We start from the raw sequence: 17,073 nt of genomic DNA on the forward strand, positions 1-17,073 counted from the left end.
ATGGGTATATTTGCTACCATGAGCTTCGGCACCTCTATTCTACTTCTCTCACATATGCGCCTCAACATGGCGTGTAATTTGCCGTAGGCTCTCTCATCAGCTTCTTTGACCCGGTAGAGTCCTTCGATCAAATAGGGTGCGATAAGCCACTGCAAAAGATTAAACGCTATAACTAGTGCTAAGAGTGCTATGAAGTCTAAAGATCCTATTAGCGTTAGGATTATTGTGAAGAATAGCGTGGAGACGCCGATCAAGATCGCTAGCGTAGCGAGCATCGACAACCTCAGCTTCAGAAGGGACATATTCGACACCACCAGCTCTTTCCTACACACGCTTATATGCTTTTTTAGACTAAAATCTTTTAAGAGTTAGCGACATCACTTAGCAAATTATTTTTTCTAGGAGTTAAAGTATCAAAACGCTCTTCGCCCATTCGAGCCGGAAAACTTTAAGAAGAATATTGACAACCCCTATTGTGGTTTGAAGATTGTAGCCGTGGGCTCAAGGGTGTTTGTTACGGGGCTACGCTTAGCCGGCGTGGAGGGGCTGATTGTCGATAGCGGTAAAGAAGCGCTCGATATAGTCAACAAGCTCTTGAGGGATAAGGAGGTAGGTCTGGTTTTGCTCAGCGACGACATATCTAAGAGTATAAGAAGTAAACTTAACGAAATCCGCTCAAAATACCCAACGCCGCTACTATACGAAGTACCCTCTCCTTGGAGTAAGAGGGAGAGGTTCGAGTATCGCGATATGCTTAAGCAGATACTTGGAGTATAGAGTGGTGAGCGAGCGATGAGCGCAGCCGAAAATATAGTAGATAAAGTAGTCAACGAAGCCTTTAAGAGTTTCGCAGAAGAGCTTAACAAATCAGCCGCTCAAGCTGAAGAAACCCTTCTTGCATACGAAAAGCAGACACTAAGTGAAGTTACAAAGATCTTTGACGCAGCAATAAGGCAAGAAGATGTGTTAAAAAGAAAGATTCTAGGTTCAGCCGAACTCGCTGCGAGGAACGAGCAGCTTCGCCTAATAGAGGACACTGTGGCGAAGGTATTTGACGAAGCACTTAATAGGCTCTCCGCTTTGAGCGGCGATAGGGCTGAGAAGGCTCTGAGGCAGCTCATCAGCGAAGCGCTTGATGCGATAGAGGGAAATGTAACCCTATTCTGCAGAAAAGAGGATAACGAACTCGTCAAGAAGATCGCTCAAGAATTTAGTAGAAGTACGAAGCGAAACATAACTGTTAGCAGAAACCACATATTGTGTAAAGGGGGTATTCAAGCGTCTTCGGAAGATGGTAGCGTAATGTATGATAACACTTATGAAGCCAGACTAGGTAGGATAAAGCAGCTACTAAGGAAGGAGGTCGTTAAGATCTTAACAGTAGGTGAGTAGAATGAGTAGAGCAGCAAAAGGTAAGATCGTTTGGATAAGCGGCCCAGCGGTTAAAGCAGAAGGTATGGCTGAAGCCCAGATGTATGAAACCGTAGAAGTCGGGGAAGATAGGCTTATTGGTGAAGTCATCCGAATCACAGGAGACGTAGCCTTCATACAAGTATATGAGTCAACGAGCGGATTAAGACCGGGCGAACCTGTTTACAGAACAGGTCAACCACTTTCAGTAACGTTAGGCCCAGGTATGATAGGCACGATCTACGACGGTCTACAGAGGCCGTTAAGCGAGATCGCCAAGCTTAAGGGTCCTTTTATTACTAGAGGTGTGACCGCACCACCGATACCACCTAATAAGAAGTGGAGGTTTATACCGAAGGTAAAGAAAGGTGATGAAGTAGAAGCTGGAAGCATACTCGGCACGGTTCAGGAGACTCCGCTGATCGAGCACTATATTCTAGTCCCACCCTACTATAAAGGCGGCAAGCTTGTTGACGTGGTCTCTGAAGGAGACTACACAATAGAAGATGAAATCGCGGTGATCGAGGAAGATGGTAAGAAGATCGGTTTAAAAATGGCTCATCGCTGGCCAGTAAGACAACCCAGACCGTACCAAGTCAAGTTAGATCCAGAGATTCCTCTACTGACTGGGCAGAGGGTCTTGGATACATTCTTTCCCATAGCTAAGGGTGGTACCGGCGCGATTCCAGGAGGCTTTGGTACAGGTAAGACCGTCACTCTCCATCAGGTCGCGGCTTGGGCTGATGCGAGAGTAGTCTTTCACATAGGTTGCGGAGAAAGAGGTAACGAGATGACCGAGGTTCTTATAAAGTTCCCAGAGTTGAAAGACCCCGCTTCAGGTAGACCTTTGATGGAGCGAACGGTCTTGGTTGCTAATGTGAGCAACATGCCTGTGGCAGCTAGAGAAGCATCTATCTACACAGGTGCGACGATGGCTGAATACTATCGAGACATGGGGTATGATGTAGTGCTTGTCGCAGACTCTACAAGCAGGTGGGCTGAAGCCCTTAGAGAGATAAGTGGTAGGCTTGAGGAGATGCCGGCTGAAGAAGGCTACCCATCCTATCTAGCTTCGAGGTTGGCTGAGTTTTATGAAAGGGCTGGTAGAGTCAAGACGCTTGGTAAACCTGAGCGCATCGGCAGCATGACACTTGTAGGCGCAGTATCACCTTCTGGAGCGGACTTCACCGAGCCTGTCACCACACACACCATCAGATTCATAAGAACCTTCTGGGCGCTCGACACCAGATTGGCGTATTCGAGGCACTACCCAGCTATAAACTGGATGACGAGCTACTCAGGATACATAAATGAGATATCAAAGTGGTGGTCGAGTAGGGTCGATAAGAATTGGGCGAAGGTGAGGGCTGACGCCTACGAAATACTACAAAGAGAGGATGCCTTAAAGGAAATCGTTAGGCTGCTAGGTCCAGAGGCTTTACCTGATGAAGAGAAACTGGTCTTAGAGGCTGCTAGGATGATTAAGATAGGCTACCTACAGCAAAGCGCATACGATGAAGTAGACTCCTATTGCAGCCCGAAGAAGCAGTATCTTCTTCTAAAGCTCTTTGTGGAATTCTATCAAGAGGCTCTGAAGGCGCTTAGGGCTGGTGTGGGCCTTGACACCATAAGGGCTATGTCTATTATACCGAAGCTGCTTAGGGCTAAGTTCGAGATAAGGAATGAGGAGGTCGAGAAGCTCGAAACGCTAAGGGAAGAGATGTTGAACGAGTTCCATAAGATTAGCGCTGTGGAGGTGAAGACAGTTGTCTAAAACTGTGGGTGGGGTAGAGTACACGAAGGTAGAGGAGATCAAAGGTCCTCTTCTGATTATGCAGGGCGTCACGAGGGCTGCATATGACGAACTAGTAGAGATAGAAACCCCCTCTGGGGAGAAGAGGCTCGGTAAAGTCTTAGAAGTAGGTGGGGGAAGAGCGGTAATTCAAGTCTTCGAGGGTACACGAGGTCTATCTGTTGTCGGCACTAAAGCCCGCTTCCTAGGTAAGACGATGGAGATACCTGTCTCAAGCGAGCTCTTAGGCAGAGTCTTCGACGGACTAGGCAGACCGATCGATGGTCTTCCAGAGCCAGTAGGTGAAGACTTTCGGGATGTTAACGGCTCCCCCATAAACCCCGAGCAGAGAGACTACCCGACGGACTTCATACAGACAGGCATCTCAGTAATAGACGGTATGCTTTCGCTTACCAGAGGGCAGAAGCTGCCCATATTCTCTGGCGCAGGTATGCCCCATAATATGATAGCAGCACAGATTGCTAGGCAAGCTACAGTACATGGCGAAGACTTCGCGGTTGTCTTTGCTGCTATAGGGGTGCAGCATCATGAAGCGATCTTCTTCCGCAGATCTCTAGAGGAGAGTAGGGCGATGAAGAGAAGCTGCCTCTTCCTTAACTTGGCCGATGACCCTGCTATTGAGCGTATTATAACTCCTCGTGTAGCTTTGACGGCAGCGGAGTACTTTGCTTTTGACTTAGGTATGCACGTGCTCGTAATATTAACCGACATGACCAACTACGCTGAGGCTCTTAGAGAGATTAGCGCAGCTAGGGAAGAGGTGCCTGGTCGTAAGGGTTACCCTGGCTACCTCTATACAGATCTTGCAACCAACTATGAGCGGGCGGGGAGGATAAAGGGTAAGAAGGGTAGCATAACTCAGATGCCTATCTTAAGTATGCCAAGCGACGACATCACACACCCAATAGCAGACCTCACAGGCTACATCACTGAGGGGCAGATCGTGCTCTCACGAGACCTATTTAGAAAAGGTATCTACCCCCCTGTTGGTGTGCTGATGAGTCTAAGTAGACTTATGAAGGACGGTGTGGGCAAAGGGAAGACTAGAGAAGACCATATGGAGGTAAGTAACCAGCTCTACGATGCTTACGCGAGGGTGCAGGAGCTGCGTGCACTCGTTGAAATTGTGGGGCGAGGTAGCTTAACGAGCATAGACCTCAAGTACCTACACTTCGGAGACGTCTTTGAGCAGAAGTTCCTCTCCCAAGGATACGATGAGAACAGGACTATAGATGATACGCTCAAGCTGGCTTGGGAAGTCCTTTCAACCCTACCTGAAGGCGAGCTTACAAAGATAAGGTCTGATTACGTGAGAATGTATTATAAGAAGAGTGAAAGCGGAGTATAGCGGGCTTGTCCGTAAGCTTCGGTAGAAAGTTCCTACCCACAAAGATCGAGCTCATACGCATCAAAAGAAGCCTAAGTGTAGCGAGATCTGTCTACAAGATCTTAGAGGATAAGCGTGAAGTGCTCTTAAGGCGTTTAGATGAGCTGATAGAGCAGGCTGGGAAGGCCCGTGAAGACCTATGGGCACCCCTTTCAGATGCCTATCGAGCCCTGTTCGACTCCTATCTTAAACTGGGTCCGCTCACAATAGAGTCGATAGCAGCGACCATACCTAAAGGTGTGGAGCTTTCGCTGAAGGTGCAGAGAATAATAGATGTGACTGTGCCATCTATTCAGCTCAAAGATAAGCCTCTAGCGCTAAGCTACGGCTTCGCTGGCACAAGCTCGGCCTTAGACGCTGCCTCGCTTGCGATGCGCCAAGTGCTTCCGGCGATCTTGAAGGCTGCCGAAATAGAGAACTCTATCTTCCGGTTAGCCAGCGAGCTTGAGAGAACTCAGAGGCTTTTGAACGCTCTTGAGTATATAATAATCCCGCAGTATGAAGAAGCTGTGAAGACTATCTCATCGACTTTAGAGGAGCATGAAAGGGAAGAGTTTGTAAGGCTTAAAAAGATTAAAAGGGTGCTTGAGCGGAGAAAGGCTGGTGTTTAGATGAGCGAAGTAGTCAAGAAGAAGTTTGAGCACGCGCAAAATAGGGTTAAGCAGAAGCAGCAAGAGCTTCATAGTGAATTGAAAGAGAAGATCGAATCCATAAGAAAGAAGACAATAGAAGAGCTTAGAAGAGTAGTAGGGTGAGCTAGAGACAATACCCCGCCCTACAACCTCTCTACTACTCATCAGCTTTAGCAGCACCCTACAGTAGAGGAATCCCTAATATGTTAGCTATCAACTTTATGGTTCTAGAAGTGGAAGCTTTAACTGATCTTAGTTGGCTGATATTAGATGCCCGGGTGCAGTGAACCTCCGCTTAGAGGTTAAAGTCTGTCCAGCATGTGGTGCAGAGGTTGAGATATTTAGCGATGAATATAAGACTACCTGCACAAATTGCGGATCTGAGCTATTCCGAGACCTCGCCTCATGTATAGATTGGTGCCCCTACGCCAAGAAGTGCCTTGATGAGCGTGAGAGGAAGAAGGCTGTTTTAACGTTAAGGTGAGTGCAAATGATGGGAAGACAGTGGCCAGTTAAAATACTTCTGGTGAACCCCCAAGCACCTTTTATGCAGAAGGGTTCTCTCACTATAGCGGCTGATTGTACTCTGCTCGTAAACCCTGAAATTTCTGAAAGATTCGGTAAAGGTGAGACTGTAGTCATCGGCTGCCCAATACTTGAGAACCCTGATAGTCTAGCAGAAAAGATTAACATTATATTTAAGAATTCTAAGGTTAAGAGAGTTAGCGTTTACACGATGGAGGTGCCTTGCTGTCACGCAATCCACGTGATGGTCAACAGAAGCATTAAAGGGCGACCCGACGTGCAAGTAGAGGGATATATTGTACGGGTAGCAACAGGAAAAGCTGAACCATATCAACCAGGCCGCATCGATGAATCGATGCTTGAGATGGAGAGGCTGGCTCACGGGCACTAAGAACTAGACAATGGAAGCCGATGATTATATGGATAGGACTTCTAGCTCGGCTGCGGAAAACTTTATCTTCCTTTCAAGGGAGTGGATTACCAGTGCTGTTTTAGAGATCGAAAGAGCTAAAGCCAATAACGAAGAGCTCAGAAAGAGGCTTTCAGGTGTTAACTTTAGGTTAGCGTTCAGAGTCATAGATATTCCTCCTAAGCTTAGAGAACTCTATGGAAGCGACCAAGTCGTGGCGTATTTTAAAATCGATAACGGAGACCTCAAGGATTTCTTCTTAACGAATAAAGCGCCAAAGGATGTCGACTTTACCATCACAGCAGAATACACAGTTGCAAAGGAGATTCTTGAAGGAAAAGTAGACCCTCTCACAGCCTTTACCAACTTCATGGTAAGGGTGAGGCCATTTCGAAGGCTCTTTTCAAATCCGTTATCCTCAGCGAAGCTGCTCTCGATAGCAAACGACCTGTTAAAGCTGGTAAAAAATGTGCCAACTATCTTTTCAGGGTAGCCTTCAATGCCCCTATGCTGCTGAGGGGCGGAGGAAGGTTGTCGAGTATGCGTTTTCCCAGAGTTCTACGATTCATCCTTAACGCTTTACGTATGCGATTCATAACGCATAGACCTATCTTTCTTAGCCACATGGTTACTATACAGTGTGACTGTAGGTGTTTGACGTGCGCTTACTGGAAAGTCGGTTACCAGGAAGAGTTAGCGACGAACGAGGTTTGCAGAATGTTGGATGATGCGTATTCGGTTGGGATGACAGACTATGTGGTTTGGGGAGGCGAGCCTTTGCTGAGGAGTGATCTACCCACCTTGACTAAATATGCAAATAGGTTAGGTTTTGATGTTACTATATTAACTAATGGGAGTTTACTTCCTAAGCGAATAGACGAGATCGCAGGAGATCTCTACGGTTTAGTAGTTTCTATAGACCATCCAGACGCATCGAAACACGATGAGATGAGAGGTAAAACAGGGGTTTACCGAAGAGCAGTAGAAGGGGTTAAGCGAGCCAAACATCACTCCCACTTGAACATCTTCATAAACTATGTGGTCAGCAAGTTGAACATCAATGAACTCGAACGTATGGTTAAGTTGGCTGAGCAGTTAGATGTGAAGATAACTTTTGAGTTAATGGAAGTCGTCCCGGGATATAACGAGCATCTCAGACCATCGAATGAAGAAATTTTTAAATCATTTATGAATCTGGTTGAACTCAAACGTAACGGACATCCTATAGCAAATTCTATAGCTTATCTTGAAGGTGCTGCCAAGCAGATACCGTATATTTGCTATGTACCGGAAGTCTTGGTGACGGTTGAGTGGAACGGGAACATCAGAGTTTGTTCAACGATATCTGAAAAGTTGAAGCCGAGATTAAAGAATGCCTACCTTGGAAATGTCAAGGAGAAGAGGTTCTCGGAGATCTTCGCGTCCGAAGCCTACCAAGAGTATATACAGGCAGCTAAGCGGTGCTGTAAGTGCAACCTCTCATATCCAAGGGAGATAGCTACTTTGTACTCATTTAACAGTAAGAGCGTAAAGAATTTTATTTCAAAAGTAGCTAAACACCAATAATGTGCCCGCTATGATACCATCGCTACCGATTGTGCTGTCTAACTTTCTTAAGTCGGTTCAAAAGCGGCGAAACTGTAGGTATGGGCTGCCCTCTACGCGCAGCCCAGAGCGGTTGATGAAAAAGTTTAATCCGATCTTAAGCCAAGGCAGATCAGATTAAGGTCTATAGTATGGATCTTCCCCGCTGCTACGCTCTAACGGCTAAACTAAGGAGAACCAGCAGAACCCCTCAGATTCTCAGCTTTACAAGGAATAGAGGCAAAAAAGTTAAATAACGATTTACAGAGGCAGAAGATGTCTTGAGACCCCAACTACCTCCTTGGATATTATATGCTTCACTCATCACGCTATGCCTCACATTCACTCCGTTAGCAGCAGCCGCTGAGGCGCAACCAACAACCTCAGAGCCGTTAATCTTCAAGTTCCTTTCAGCCGCTATAGCCTTCGCAGCAGCAGCGATTGGAGCAGGCTGGGCAGTGAGTAAGGCTGGAGCCGCTGGCTTAGCTGGTAGTGCGGAGAGGCCTGAGATAAGAACTACCGCTATAATCATTACAGCACTTGGTGAAGCGATAGCCATCTATGGCATAGTGATCGCTATACTCATACTAGGTCAGCCGACGTAGTTAAGGGGATCCGGCTTTCTGGATCCCTTCTTATTTTTCTTCTTTTGCTGGTGGTGTGGTAGCTATATGCTTCGCTATGAAGTAGGATAGTATAATTGAGGCTGCGAAGCCTATGCCTGAGAACAATAGGGGGAATAGTATTGATGTTGACTTGTATATGCTTGCTACATAGAATCCCGCGAAGACCCCAGCTAAGACCAAACCAGCTATAAGTAGGGGTAAGGTGAGTAGTGTTAGGAGCACTCTACGCCTAAGCCTCTTAGCCTCCTCCAACCCAAACCACACCTCTAGGTTAAGACGAGCTCATTCACATCAAAAAGTCTTGAGCAATATTTACACATCAGCCTAGGTGGCTCAGATCTTACAACGAGTATCACAGGTGTTATCGGCTCGTTTGTGTTCGAAATACATGTTGGATTCGGGCACTTAAAGATGTTAACGAATGCCTCAGGTAACTCCACTTTTCTCTTATCGATCACCTTGTAATCTCGTATCAGATTCACTGTTGCACGAGGCGAAATTAAGGCTATTCTGTTTGCTTCGCTTTGTGTTAAAAAGCGGTCGGCGATCTTTACGATATCCTTCTTCCCAAGCTTCTTACTCGGCACGTTCATTGCTACTGTAACTAGGTTTGTGCAACCCTCTTTTATGCCAAGAGCCGCTAGAACCTTTAAAGCGCTACCAGGCTCACAGTGATCTATTACTGTACCATCTTTTATCCTTCGCACAATAAGCTGCTCCTCAGACAACCCTACTCCACGTTAAGGTGTCATATTTAATAACCTTTAGGCTGATATAGTATGCGGCAAGATGCCGAACCCATTATTCGGAAGAGATGTAGTTTCGATTAGAGACTTCACAAGAAGCGACCTTGAGACTATCTTTGACGCAGCCACCAGGATCTCATCGATGCCGATGAAAGAAAGGCGCCAGCTAGCCGAAGGTCGCCTCCTAGGGCTGATATTCTACGAACCCAGCAGCAGGACGAGGTTGAGTTTTGAATCAGCTATGTACTCGATAGGCGGTTGCTGCATCGGAATAACCAACCCGTCCACCTCATCCATAGAGAAGGGGGAGAACTTCACCGATACGGTAATTGTGGTCTCAGGATACGTTGATCTGCTGGTCATCAGACATCCAAGAGAGGGTGCAGCAAGGTACGCGGCTGACATCTCAGAGAAGCCTGTCATAAACGCTGGTTCAGGCGCTGAAGAGCACCCCACTCAAGCTATGCTTGACCTCTACACAATTTACCGTGAGAAGAAGAGGATCGACGGGCTTACAATCGGGATAATGGGTGATTTAAGATACAGCAGGACCGTTTATTCGCTACTCTATGCTCTCTCGAAATACGATACGAAGATAAGGTTGATCTCGCCGCCCGAGCTGAAGCTTAGATCTGACGCCCTCATAGATATGCGAAAAACGTCTTGGACCCAGCATAGCAGATTGGATGAAGTTATCTCTGAGCTGGATGTGCTTTATGTTACGAGGATACAGAAGGAGCGGTTTCCGGACCCGGCTGAATACCAACGTGTGAAAGGCTCCTATTATGTGGATGCTTCGATACTAGAGCGCGGCAAATCTGACCTAATAGTCCTACACCCCTTACCTAGAGTGGATGAAATAAAGCCTGAAGTGGATAAGCTGCCGCAAGCCAAATACTTCCTACAAGCAAAGCTCGGCAAAGATCTTAGGGCTGCGCTGCTCGCCTTGATATTGAATCCAGAGTTCTAATGAACCTGTTTAAAGCTCACAGGTCTCGCATCGCACATAATATTCTATAGGCTCTGCCCTAGCGGCTAACCTCTCGAATCTATCTTCCTCTTCCTCCGTCCTCGTAGTCAACACCTGTACACTTCTGCTTCTATCTCTGTAGACCGTTATACCTTTGCAGCCGAGCCTATAGGCCAGTAGGAAAGCCTCCTCTATATCGTTCATACTTGCATCGTGCGGGAAGTTTATCGTCTTTGACACAGCGTTATCCACATACTTCTGGAAGGCTGCTTGCATCCTCACATGCCACTCTGGAGAAATGTCGTGTGCGGTCACAAATATCCTTCTAACGTGCTCAGGTATCTCCTCGATGTGCTGAATGGATGTCGAAGAAGATATCTTCTTCATAAGCTCCTCACTGTAGAAGCCCTCCTCAATAGCCACCTCCTCAAACAGGGGATTAACTATCGTAAGGTTCTCACCTAAAGTTTCACGCACCCTCTTCGTGTAGACTATCGCAAAAAGCGGCTCAATACCATTAGAGCATCCAGCTATCTCGCTTATCGTGCCAGTAGGCGCAATTGTAGTTAGCGTTGCGTTACGCATACACTTGTAGCCGCGCTTCTCCCAGACGCTCCCTTTAAAGTTACCGAATGAGCCGCGCTCCTCAGCAAGTCTGACCGATGTATTTATCGCGGTTTCTTCGATGAACTTCATAACCTGCTCGGCTATTCTGAGGGCTGGTCTTGAGTTATATGGGACCCCTAGCTCTATCAGCATATCTGCGAAGCCCATAACGCCTAAGCCGATCTTTCTGTTACCAAACCTCGTTATCTTCTCGATCTCAGGCAAAGGGTACTTATTAGCATCGATCACATTATCCAGAAAGTGCACAGCCTTCTCTACGGTTGATCTGAGCTTATCCCAATCTATCCTACCATCATTCACCATCTTCGCCAAGTTGATCGAGCCTAGATTACACGACTCATAAGGAATAAGGGGCTGCTCACCACACGGGTTAGTGGCCTCTATGACACCGGTGTGGGGAACGGTGTGGGTCGCGTTTATTCTGTCGATAAATAGCACACCGGGCTCCCCGTTCTTCCAAGCCATCGCTATTATAAGGTTCCAGACAACTCTTGCATTAAGCCTCTGCACCACTTGCCCAGTGCGCGGGTTTATTAGATCATAATCCTCATCTTTCATCAGAGCTTCCATGAATCTGTCGGTTATCGCTACTGAGATGTTGAAGTTAGAGAGCCTACCCTCCTTCTCCTTAGCGGTAATAAACTCTAGTATATCGGGGTGATCTACCCTTAACACACCCATGTTAGCGCCTCTCCGTTTTCCGCCTTGTTTGATGGCGTTTGTAGCTGCGTCAAAGACGGTCATGAAAGAAACTGGACCAGAGGCTACCCCACCGGTGGTCTTCACAACATCTCCCTTAGGTCTTAATCTGGAGAAAGAGAAGCCTGTTCCTCCTCCGCTTTTATGTATAAGTGCTGCGTGCTTAAGAGTAGTAAATATGCCCTCGATAGAATCTTCTACCGGAAGAACAAAGCAGGCTGAAAGCTGTCCGAGCTCGGTCCCAGCATTCATAAGCGTTGGCGAATTTGGTAGAAATTCGAAGTTCACCATCATGTCGAAGAATTCTTTGGTTGTCTCCTCAACCTTAGCCGAGGGGTCGTAGAGGAGATCTACTTCGGCTATCGTCTTAGCTACCCTCATAAAGAGCTGCCTAGGAGTTTCAATTATCCTTCTATTCTCGTCTCTACGCAGATACCGAGCGGCTAAAATTGTCACAGCGTTTATAGGCAGCTTCAGATCATCTTCTACACCCAGCAGAGCCTTGGCTCGCCTCAGCTCAGCCCTCTTCTGCCTATAGAGAATGTATGCTTTAGCGGTCTTTGCGTAGCCATTATTTATCAGCGTCGCCTCAACTATATCTTGAATCTCTTCTACAGAAGGGATGCTTCCGTCTTTGTGCTTCTCCTCTAACACCTTAACAACCTTCAATGAAAGCTCTTCAGCGGCATTTAGATCCCCCTCGTTGACTGATTTAGCAGCCCTATAGATCGCATTAACTATCTTCGACCTATCAAAGGGGACGATCCTACCATCACGTTTCCTAACGGCTGATAGAACCGTCTGCGGCTCAGATACCAACAACCCTCGCCCCCATAAGGTAGAGCATAGTATAGTAAAGGCTCATACTTCCCCTTAACAGTCTAAACTCTTTGACCAAACTCTTCTTACTAAAGGTTAAACGTTGAATACACATCAGAGCTGACGTGCGTACCATGAAGCACATCACCTCAACAAACCTCCTACACAGCTAAGAGCCCATGCCCATTCTCCTAATCAGCATCGTCGATTTGCAGACGCTACAGCGGGTTGCAGTAGCGGCATTCTTAGCTCCGCAGTTTCTGCAGACGCTCAGATCCAACCCTATTCTGAAGAACGATAATCTTGTTGAAAGTGTTTTAATGAGTTCTCTTAGGTCCTCTCTTCTTGTGTTGGGTTGTATCTTAACCGATATGGAGCAGCCACCTGTTAGGTTCTTTGAGCATATCTCAGCCAACTTCAGCTTCGCTTCATCTAATCTATCTGCCTCTAGCTCAAATGTTGCTGAGTAGCCTTCTTTTGCTTGCTGCGTAACAGCGGTCTTACCATATCTCTCTGAATCTAGAACTGCTAGTCTCGCTAACCCTTCTTCTGGCACCATGGCTACAGCGGCATTAACCTGCGTGTTCGTCTCTTTGACCGCCGTTTCTATCGTCTTCTCTATGATGGAGGTGATCGTGTTTTGAGCGCTCTTCTCTCTAACCAGCATCTGAGCAGCTTCCATTAGACCGACCAAGTTTAGGATAAGTGGGCTCTCTTCAAGCGCAGCTATCTGAACATTACTGGCTATTATCGGAAGAACACCCTTTCTTATCTGCTCCATAATTATGCCCCTTCTAGATTGTAGAGCGGCTAGCGACTCTCTTAGAAGTATGGTCATCTTCGCTCTGAAGTATATTTCATCTTCCTGCGCATCTCTAGCCAATCTAGGTAGATTTATTGAGAAGCCATGGAGAAGCAAGCTCAAAGGTGGTCTTTCTTCAGGCGGCGTTTCCATCTTCAAACCACTATAGGAGAATGTTGACTTTGTGTTGGGAGAGAAAGCCAAGCACCCTCCTGTCATCAGAACCTTATAAACCACATCTAGCATCCCATCGTCTATATCACCCTTTAGGATTAGGTTCACAGTAGGAAATGGGACTGTCTCGATATACCTTTTGTAGCCTTCAAGTATGTCAATGGCTTTGCTTGAAAGCGTATCCTCCCCATCTTCGCCCCCCAAATATAGTGAAAGCAGAGGGCTAGCGCCTCTATGAGCCAAGGATGTAGTTAAAAGCACAAACTCCTTAAACACCTCGTCAGCCAGCTGTTTGTCACTGACCTCTTTAGCGAATTGTTTAAGGTAGTCGGTAAAGCCAACCCAGCAGAGCTCGGTATTGCACTCTGAAGCTAAGAGGGTAGTAGCTATAGTATGAGTTAAGAGTGCCTCAGATAGGCTTGTGGGTGACGCGAGCTTAGGTATAGTGAGCATCTTAGCAGCAGGGTTTATGTTGGATGCGCAAAGGCGGATCGCATCAACTATGAGGGTGTCTGGAGCTATACCCCACCTACCTACGTTCGAGATGTTCACATCTCCTGCTAGATGAAGGTCAGCAACATCTTTACTCAGCTGGTTTAGAAGGAGGAACTCTGAAAAGACCGAATGAGCAGTCTGTGTTATTAACGCATCTACCCCTCCACCAGACAAACCCACCTTGTTTATCAGCTCGATAACATCGTGAACAGGGAGACCAAGTCTCGTAAGCTTGTGTCTATACTCCTCATGCCCTTGCTCTATGAGCACCGCATTTACGATCTCCCTGATCAAAGGGGCTGTCAGATATGTGGTCTGGAACTTGTGAATCCTGGATTCAACTTCTGCTGTAATCTTCTGAGCCAAATCGAGGGGCATACCCCCCTCCTTGACTAAGCTCTGCGTGATCTTGTTGGCGTTAAACTCCTCTATCTTCTGCTTTGATGTACGCACATACAGCTTCCCGCTTTCTAAAATCGCGTGCTCTTCTATCTGCCTGCTGAGGTTGAGTATTAGAGTGCCGAGGCTAGTTATGACATACTTGCGCTCCACCCTATTCAGCGAAACAAGACCTTGCCTAACGAGTTTTCTAAGGTGATAGGCGAACTTACCCGACTCCTTCTTCGACTTAAAACCAGCCAGACTCTTTAACTCAGAGTAGCTAAGAGAACCTTTAGCGTTCAGAATCTTAAGAATCTCAAGCCGATTAGTGGAGGCGATGACCGAAAATATACCCTTAACCCTCTTACTGCTGGTAGATTGCAGATTGACCACCGACCCTAGTTAGAGCGCAAAATAATGCAAACATGCAGTTAATAAAATTTGACTTCTGTTACCGAAAGCGGCTTGGAAAGGTTTTAATAGCTGGATGGATAATCCATCCAAGGCGATGTCCACAGCAAAGAAGATTGCAGCCGCAAGCCTCTTCACAGCACTTGCAGTCACTACAAACTACCTTCTCTTCCCGATCTGGAATGTTAAGCTTATGGACGTTGTGGTCTTCCTCTCAGCCTACATCTTGGGTTTGAGATTTGGTGTTATTGTAGCGGTCTTCTCTTGGCTGATCTATGGTGTCTTTAACCCCTTAGGTTTCTCCTTCCCTATTTTAGCCGCGGTGGCTTGTTGTGAGGTGTTTTATGCTTCTGCAGGAGCCTTCTGCGCCAGTAGGGGCATCCTTCACCCTCTTAAGCTGGGAGTAATCGGTCTTGTCGCAACCTTAGGTTACGATCTAGTCACTAATGCGGTGAGTGGCGTGCTCTTCACGAATACCCTCTGGCCTGGTGTTCTAGTCGGTATTCTTACTATGAACTTTCCTGTTCCTCTAGGTCTGCTTCATCAAGCTTCCAATCTGCTTCTCTTCTCTCTTCTTCCTCCTAAAACGGTTCCTAGGCTTACCGATCTCATTGCCTCCCATACGGTGAAGGTGGGGGAGCGTTGAAGAAGAGTGTATCTGTTTTATCCGCAGCCCTACTTGCCCTCTTCATATTGAGTAGTGGAATCGCGGTCTACTTTTATCTTGATAGCGTAGATGCCAATAGACGCTATAGGTCTCTTCTCTCTGAGTTAGAAGGCGTTTCTCTCGAGATTAATCTGCTAATAGATTATGGTAACGGCACTCAGATCTGGCATAACAAGACTCTTCTTCCAATAGGTGCAACGCTGCTGAACGCTACTTTAAAGGTTTCACGCTCAGTGGAGTACATTGGAAGCGATATGGGTGTCTTCGTTACTGGTATCGATGGTGTAGGCACGAAGATAGTTAAGAAAGGACATTATTGGCTCTGGTGGAGGTTCGATAGGGTGCAAGGCGAGTGGTTGATGGGGGAGAGTGCTGCAGACCGCTATATACTTCGGCGTGGTGATACATTAGCATGGGTTTATGAAGATACGTCAGCTTACCCAAATGTAAGAAAGCCGGGTGAACGTTAGACTTTGTCGATCAATGGCTTAACGGCTAGTCTGTGGAATGCTCATTCGGATTACTCTAAACATCGGCTTCGCTTCCCATAACCGTTAATATGACCGCTAGAAATTGGGATGCACACGTGAATAATAGACAATCAAGTAAGATGGCATCAGAGGGTAGACGTGGTAGGTTATGTCTCTTACCCAGCGGGGCTGTTGGAAGAATAAGCATTATAGCTCCCTAAAGTTCTGCTCAGGTAATTTAGAAATCCAATAATGAAAGAGCCGAAATTCTAAGAATTCTCTAGGGGATCGAAATCTTTAAGAAGATCTGCCCCTCGCCCTTTGATGGAGGTGAGAGGGTGGGTAAGGTAGGAGAAATCACGCTGACGGTGGACAAAGACTTCAAGAAAGATGCGAAAGCGAGCCTAAACGACCTATTCTCTGGCAAAGAAAGGGGTAGGAAAGAAATCACCATACTTGAAGACGTGAAAAAAGCGGCGAAGGTCAAGGTAACTATCGAAACCGTGTAATACCTCCTCCACTTCAATTGATCCTTACTCACCTTTTTTTAACATTGTTCGTCAATACCTCTACACATTTGTCGCAACCAAGAAGGTGTATTGTTTTATTGAAGCGCTGAGCAACAAGTTTTTCAACGTCTTCAACTTAATCCACATAGATGCAGAATCAACAACTGAACGCGTTGAAGACCCTACTTAAGATCTCTGAGAAACCAGTAGCCCCAAAGCCTGGATTCGAGATAACGGACGTAATAAAGCTGTTCTTTTTATTAGGTGAGGGTGCCCCAAAAGGTAGGAAGAGCCTCTCTAAGGAGCTTGAGCTAGGAGAAGGCTCGGTCAGAACCTTGTTGAGTCGGCTTCAAGAAAGTGATCTTGTTAAAATGGAGCGGGGCGGGTGCAGATTAACAGAGAGCGGCGCTTCTATCTACCGAGAGCTGTCGAAGATAATCACCCCGCCTAAGCCTGTGGACGCTGGCCCCCTATCCCACGAAGCTTGGAACTACGCTATACTTATACGCGGATCTGCTGTGAAGATTAGATCTGGGTTAGAGCAGCGTGACGCTGCAGTAAGGGCTGGTGCTAAGGGCGCAACAACGTTAATCTATGTGGGCGGGCGTTTTTTGCTCCCTGGTGTTGAGGTTGATGCTGAGAAAATATATCCTTCGACCTTCTGGAAGACTTTGAGGGATCTTCTGAATCCTAGAGATGGGGACTCCATAATTATAGTTGGTGCGGGTTCTGCTAAGGCTGCTGAAAGAGGTGCGCTTACCGCTGCGCTTCAAACACTACTAGCAGACATCCCTATCAGCCAAAAGACATAAAATGAGTGTTTTACCATACTTTGAAGTCGGCGGTTAAAGTGGGTGTAGCACCTCTCACTAAGGTTACACTTTTACTACCCCGAAGCGAGCTCAACGACTGCCTCA

Annotated in this window: 21 protein-coding genes; 16 read left to right on the top strand and 5 right to left on the bottom strand. The window is 46.7% G+C overall.

Features of this window, described 5'->3' with window-relative positions:
* The coding region (locus HA494_02085; GenBank protein ID NHV96566.1) for a hypothetical protein at nt 1-302 on the bottom strand (302 nt) is incomplete at its 3' end.
* Nucleotides 303-480: 178 nt separating this feature from the next.
* Between HA494_02085 and HA494_02090 the strand changes: the two genes are divergently transcribed.
* The 11 genes from HA494_02090 to HA494_02140 all read left to right on the top strand — a co-directional run bounded on the left by HA494_02090 (nt 481) and on the right by HA494_02140 (nt 8,365).
* Entirely contained in the window at nt 481-777 is a 297-nt protein-coding gene (locus HA494_02090) for a vacuolar H+transporting two-sector ATPase F subunit (GenBank protein ID NHV96567.1), read from the top strand.
* Between the two features lie 15 nt (nt 778-792).
* Nucleotides 793-1,392 carry a hypothetical protein gene (locus tag HA494_02095; GenBank protein ID NHV96568.1) on the top strand — a complete coding sequence of 200 codons (600 nt, stop codon included), beginning with the start codon at nt 793-795 and terminating at the stop codon, nt 1,390-1,392.
* A 1-nt stretch (nt 1,393) separates the two neighbouring features.
* A complete protein-coding gene (locus HA494_02100) occupies nt 1,394-3,184 on the top strand; it encodes a V-type ATP synthase subunit A (GenBank protein NHV96569.1) in 1,791 nt (596 codons plus the stop codon).
* Complete coding sequence (locus HA494_02105; protein ID NHV96570.1) at nt 3,177-4,571, top strand: V-type ATP synthase subunit B; 1,395 nt, start codon at nt 3,177-3,179, stop codon at nt 4,569-4,571. Before HA494_02100 ends, HA494_02105 begins: the two co-directional genes overlap by 8 nt.
* A gap of 5 nt (nt 4,572-4,576) precedes the next feature.
* On the top strand, nt 4,577-5,221 hold the full coding sequence (locus HA494_02110) for a V-type ATP synthase subunit D (protein ID NHV96571.1): 645 nt from the start codon (nt 4,577-4,579) through the stop codon (nt 5,219-5,221).
* A complete protein-coding gene (locus HA494_02115) occupies nt 5,222-5,365 on the top strand; it encodes a hypothetical protein (GenBank protein NHV96572.1) in 144 nt (47 codons plus the stop codon).
* A 133-nt stretch (nt 5,366-5,498) separates the two neighbouring features.
* Nucleotides 5,499-5,726, top strand: a complete 228-nt coding sequence (locus HA494_02120) for a hypothetical protein (protein NHV96573.1) — start codon at nt 5,499-5,501, stop codon at nt 5,724-5,726.
* Between the two features lie 9 nt (nt 5,727-5,735).
* A complete protein-coding gene (locus HA494_02125) occupies nt 5,736-6,158 on the top strand; it encodes a hypothetical protein (protein NHV96574.1) in 423 nt (140 codons plus the stop codon).
* A 10-nt stretch (nt 6,159-6,168) separates the two neighbouring features.
* Nucleotides 6,169-6,669: an SCP2 sterol-binding domain-containing protein gene (locus HA494_02130; protein NHV96575.1), complete on the top strand. Its 501-nt coding sequence runs from the start codon at nt 6,169-6,171 to the stop codon at nt 6,667-6,669.
* Nucleotides 6,670-6,707: 38 nt separating this feature from the next.
* Nucleotides 6,708-7,742 (top strand): radical SAM protein, encoded by a 1,035-nt coding sequence (locus HA494_02135; protein NHV96576.1) that lies wholly within the window; start codon nt 6,708-6,710, stop codon nt 7,740-7,742.
* A gap of 299 nt (nt 7,743-8,041) precedes the next feature.
* Entirely contained in the window at nt 8,042-8,365 is a 324-nt protein-coding gene (locus tag HA494_02140; protein NHV96577.1) for a V-type ATP synthase subunit K, read from the top strand.
* 30 nt (nt 8,366-8,395) lie between these two features.
* On the opposite strand, the gene HA494_02145 is transcribed toward HA494_02140, so the two are convergent.
* Both HA494_02145 and HA494_02150 read right to left on the bottom strand, forming a co-directional pair.
* Nucleotides 8,396-8,638, bottom strand: a complete 243-nt coding sequence (locus HA494_02145) for a transmembrane 9 family protein (protein ID NHV96578.1) — start codon at nt 8,636-8,638, stop codon at nt 8,396-8,398.
* A 14-nt stretch (nt 8,639-8,652) separates the two neighbouring features.
* The gene (locus HA494_02150) at nt 8,653-9,114 is read right to left on the bottom strand and encodes an aspartate carbamoyltransferase regulatory subunit (GenBank protein ID NHV96579.1); all 462 of its coding nucleotides are present in this window, start codon (nt 9,112-9,114) and stop codon (nt 8,653-8,655) included.
* Between the two features lie 61 nt (nt 9,115-9,175).
* Here HA494_02150 and pyrB point away from each other — a divergent pair, with 61 nt between their 5' ends.
* On the top strand, nt 9,176-10,102 hold the full coding sequence (pyrB, locus tag HA494_02155; GenBank protein NHV96580.1) for an aspartate carbamoyltransferase: 927 nt from the start codon (nt 9,176-9,178) through the stop codon (nt 10,100-10,102).
* A gap of 9 nt (nt 10,103-10,111) precedes the next feature.
* Here the strand turns inward: pyrB and HA494_02160 are convergent, their stop codons facing one another.
* Both HA494_02160 and HA494_02165 read right to left on the bottom strand, forming a co-directional pair.
* Nucleotides 10,112-12,247 carry a vitamin B12-dependent ribonucleotide reductase gene (locus HA494_02160; protein ID NHV96581.1) on the bottom strand — a complete coding sequence of 712 codons (2,136 nt, stop codon included), beginning with the start codon at nt 12,245-12,247 and terminating at the stop codon, nt 10,112-10,114.
* A 169-nt stretch (nt 12,248-12,416) separates the two neighbouring features.
* On the bottom strand, nt 12,417-14,492 hold the full coding sequence (locus HA494_02165) for a helix-turn-helix domain-containing protein (protein ID NHV96582.1): 2,076 nt from the start codon (nt 14,490-14,492) through the stop codon (nt 12,417-12,419).
* 94 nt (nt 14,493-14,586) lie between these two features.
* Between HA494_02165 and HA494_02170 the strand changes: the two genes are divergently transcribed.
* From HA494_02170 to HA494_02185, 4 genes are all read left to right on the top strand, one after another.
* Complete coding sequence (locus HA494_02170) at nt 14,587-15,156, top strand: hypothetical protein (GenBank protein ID NHV96583.1); 570 nt, start codon at nt 14,587-14,589, stop codon at nt 15,154-15,156.
* Entirely contained in the window at nt 15,153-15,647 is a 495-nt protein-coding gene (locus tag HA494_02175; protein NHV96584.1) for a DUF4430 domain-containing protein, read from the top strand. Before HA494_02170 ends, HA494_02175 begins: the two co-directional genes overlap by 4 nt.
* 338 nt (nt 15,648-15,985) lie before the next feature.
* The gene (locus HA494_02180; GenBank protein NHV96585.1) at nt 15,986-16,156 is read left to right on the top strand and encodes a hypothetical protein; all 171 of its coding nucleotides are present in this window, start codon (nt 15,986-15,988) and stop codon (nt 16,154-16,156) included.
* A 149-nt stretch (nt 16,157-16,305) separates the two neighbouring features.
* Complete coding sequence (locus tag HA494_02185; GenBank protein NHV96586.1) at nt 16,306-16,968, top strand: DUF4443 domain-containing protein; 663 nt, start codon at nt 16,306-16,308, stop codon at nt 16,966-16,968.
* The last annotated feature ends 105 nt before the right edge of the window (nt 16,969-17,073 follow it).

The organism is Nitrososphaerota archaeon, assembly GCA_011605775.1.
Classification (GTDB): Archaea; Thermoproteota; Nitrososphaeria; order Nitrososphaerales; family JAAOZN01; genus JAAOZN01.

Bases quoted from the DNA above. Each gene is read 5' to 3' on its own strand.
- HA494_02130 (NHV96575.1), top strand. From the start codon at position 6,169: ATGGAAGCCGATGATTATATGGATAGGACTTCTAGCTCGGCTGCGGAA.
- pyrB (NHV96580.1), top strand. From the start codon at position 9,176: ATGCCGAACCCATTATTCGGAAGAGATGTAGTTTCGATTAGAGACTTC.
- HA494_02185 (NHV96586.1), top strand. From the start codon at position 16,306: ATGCAGAATCAACAACTGAACGCGTTGAAGACCCTACTTAAGATCTCT.
- HA494_02125 (NHV96574.1), top strand. From the start codon at position 5,736: ATGGGAAGACAGTGGCCAGTTAAAATACTTCTGGTGAACCCCCAAGCA.
- HA494_02170 (NHV96583.1), top strand. From the start codon at position 14,587: ATGGATAATCCATCCAAGGCGATGTCCACAGCAAAGAAGATTGCAGCC.
- HA494_02115 (NHV96572.1), top strand. From the start codon at position 5,222: ATGAGCGAAGTAGTCAAGAAGAAGTTTGAGCACGCGCAAAATAGGGTT.
- HA494_02100 (NHV96569.1), top strand. From the start codon at position 1,394: ATGAGTAGAGCAGCAAAAGGTAAGATCGTTTGGATAAGCGGCCCAGCG.
- HA494_02095 (NHV96568.1), top strand. From the start codon at position 793: ATGAGCGCAGCCGAAAATATAGTAGATAAAGTAGTCAACGAAGCCTTT.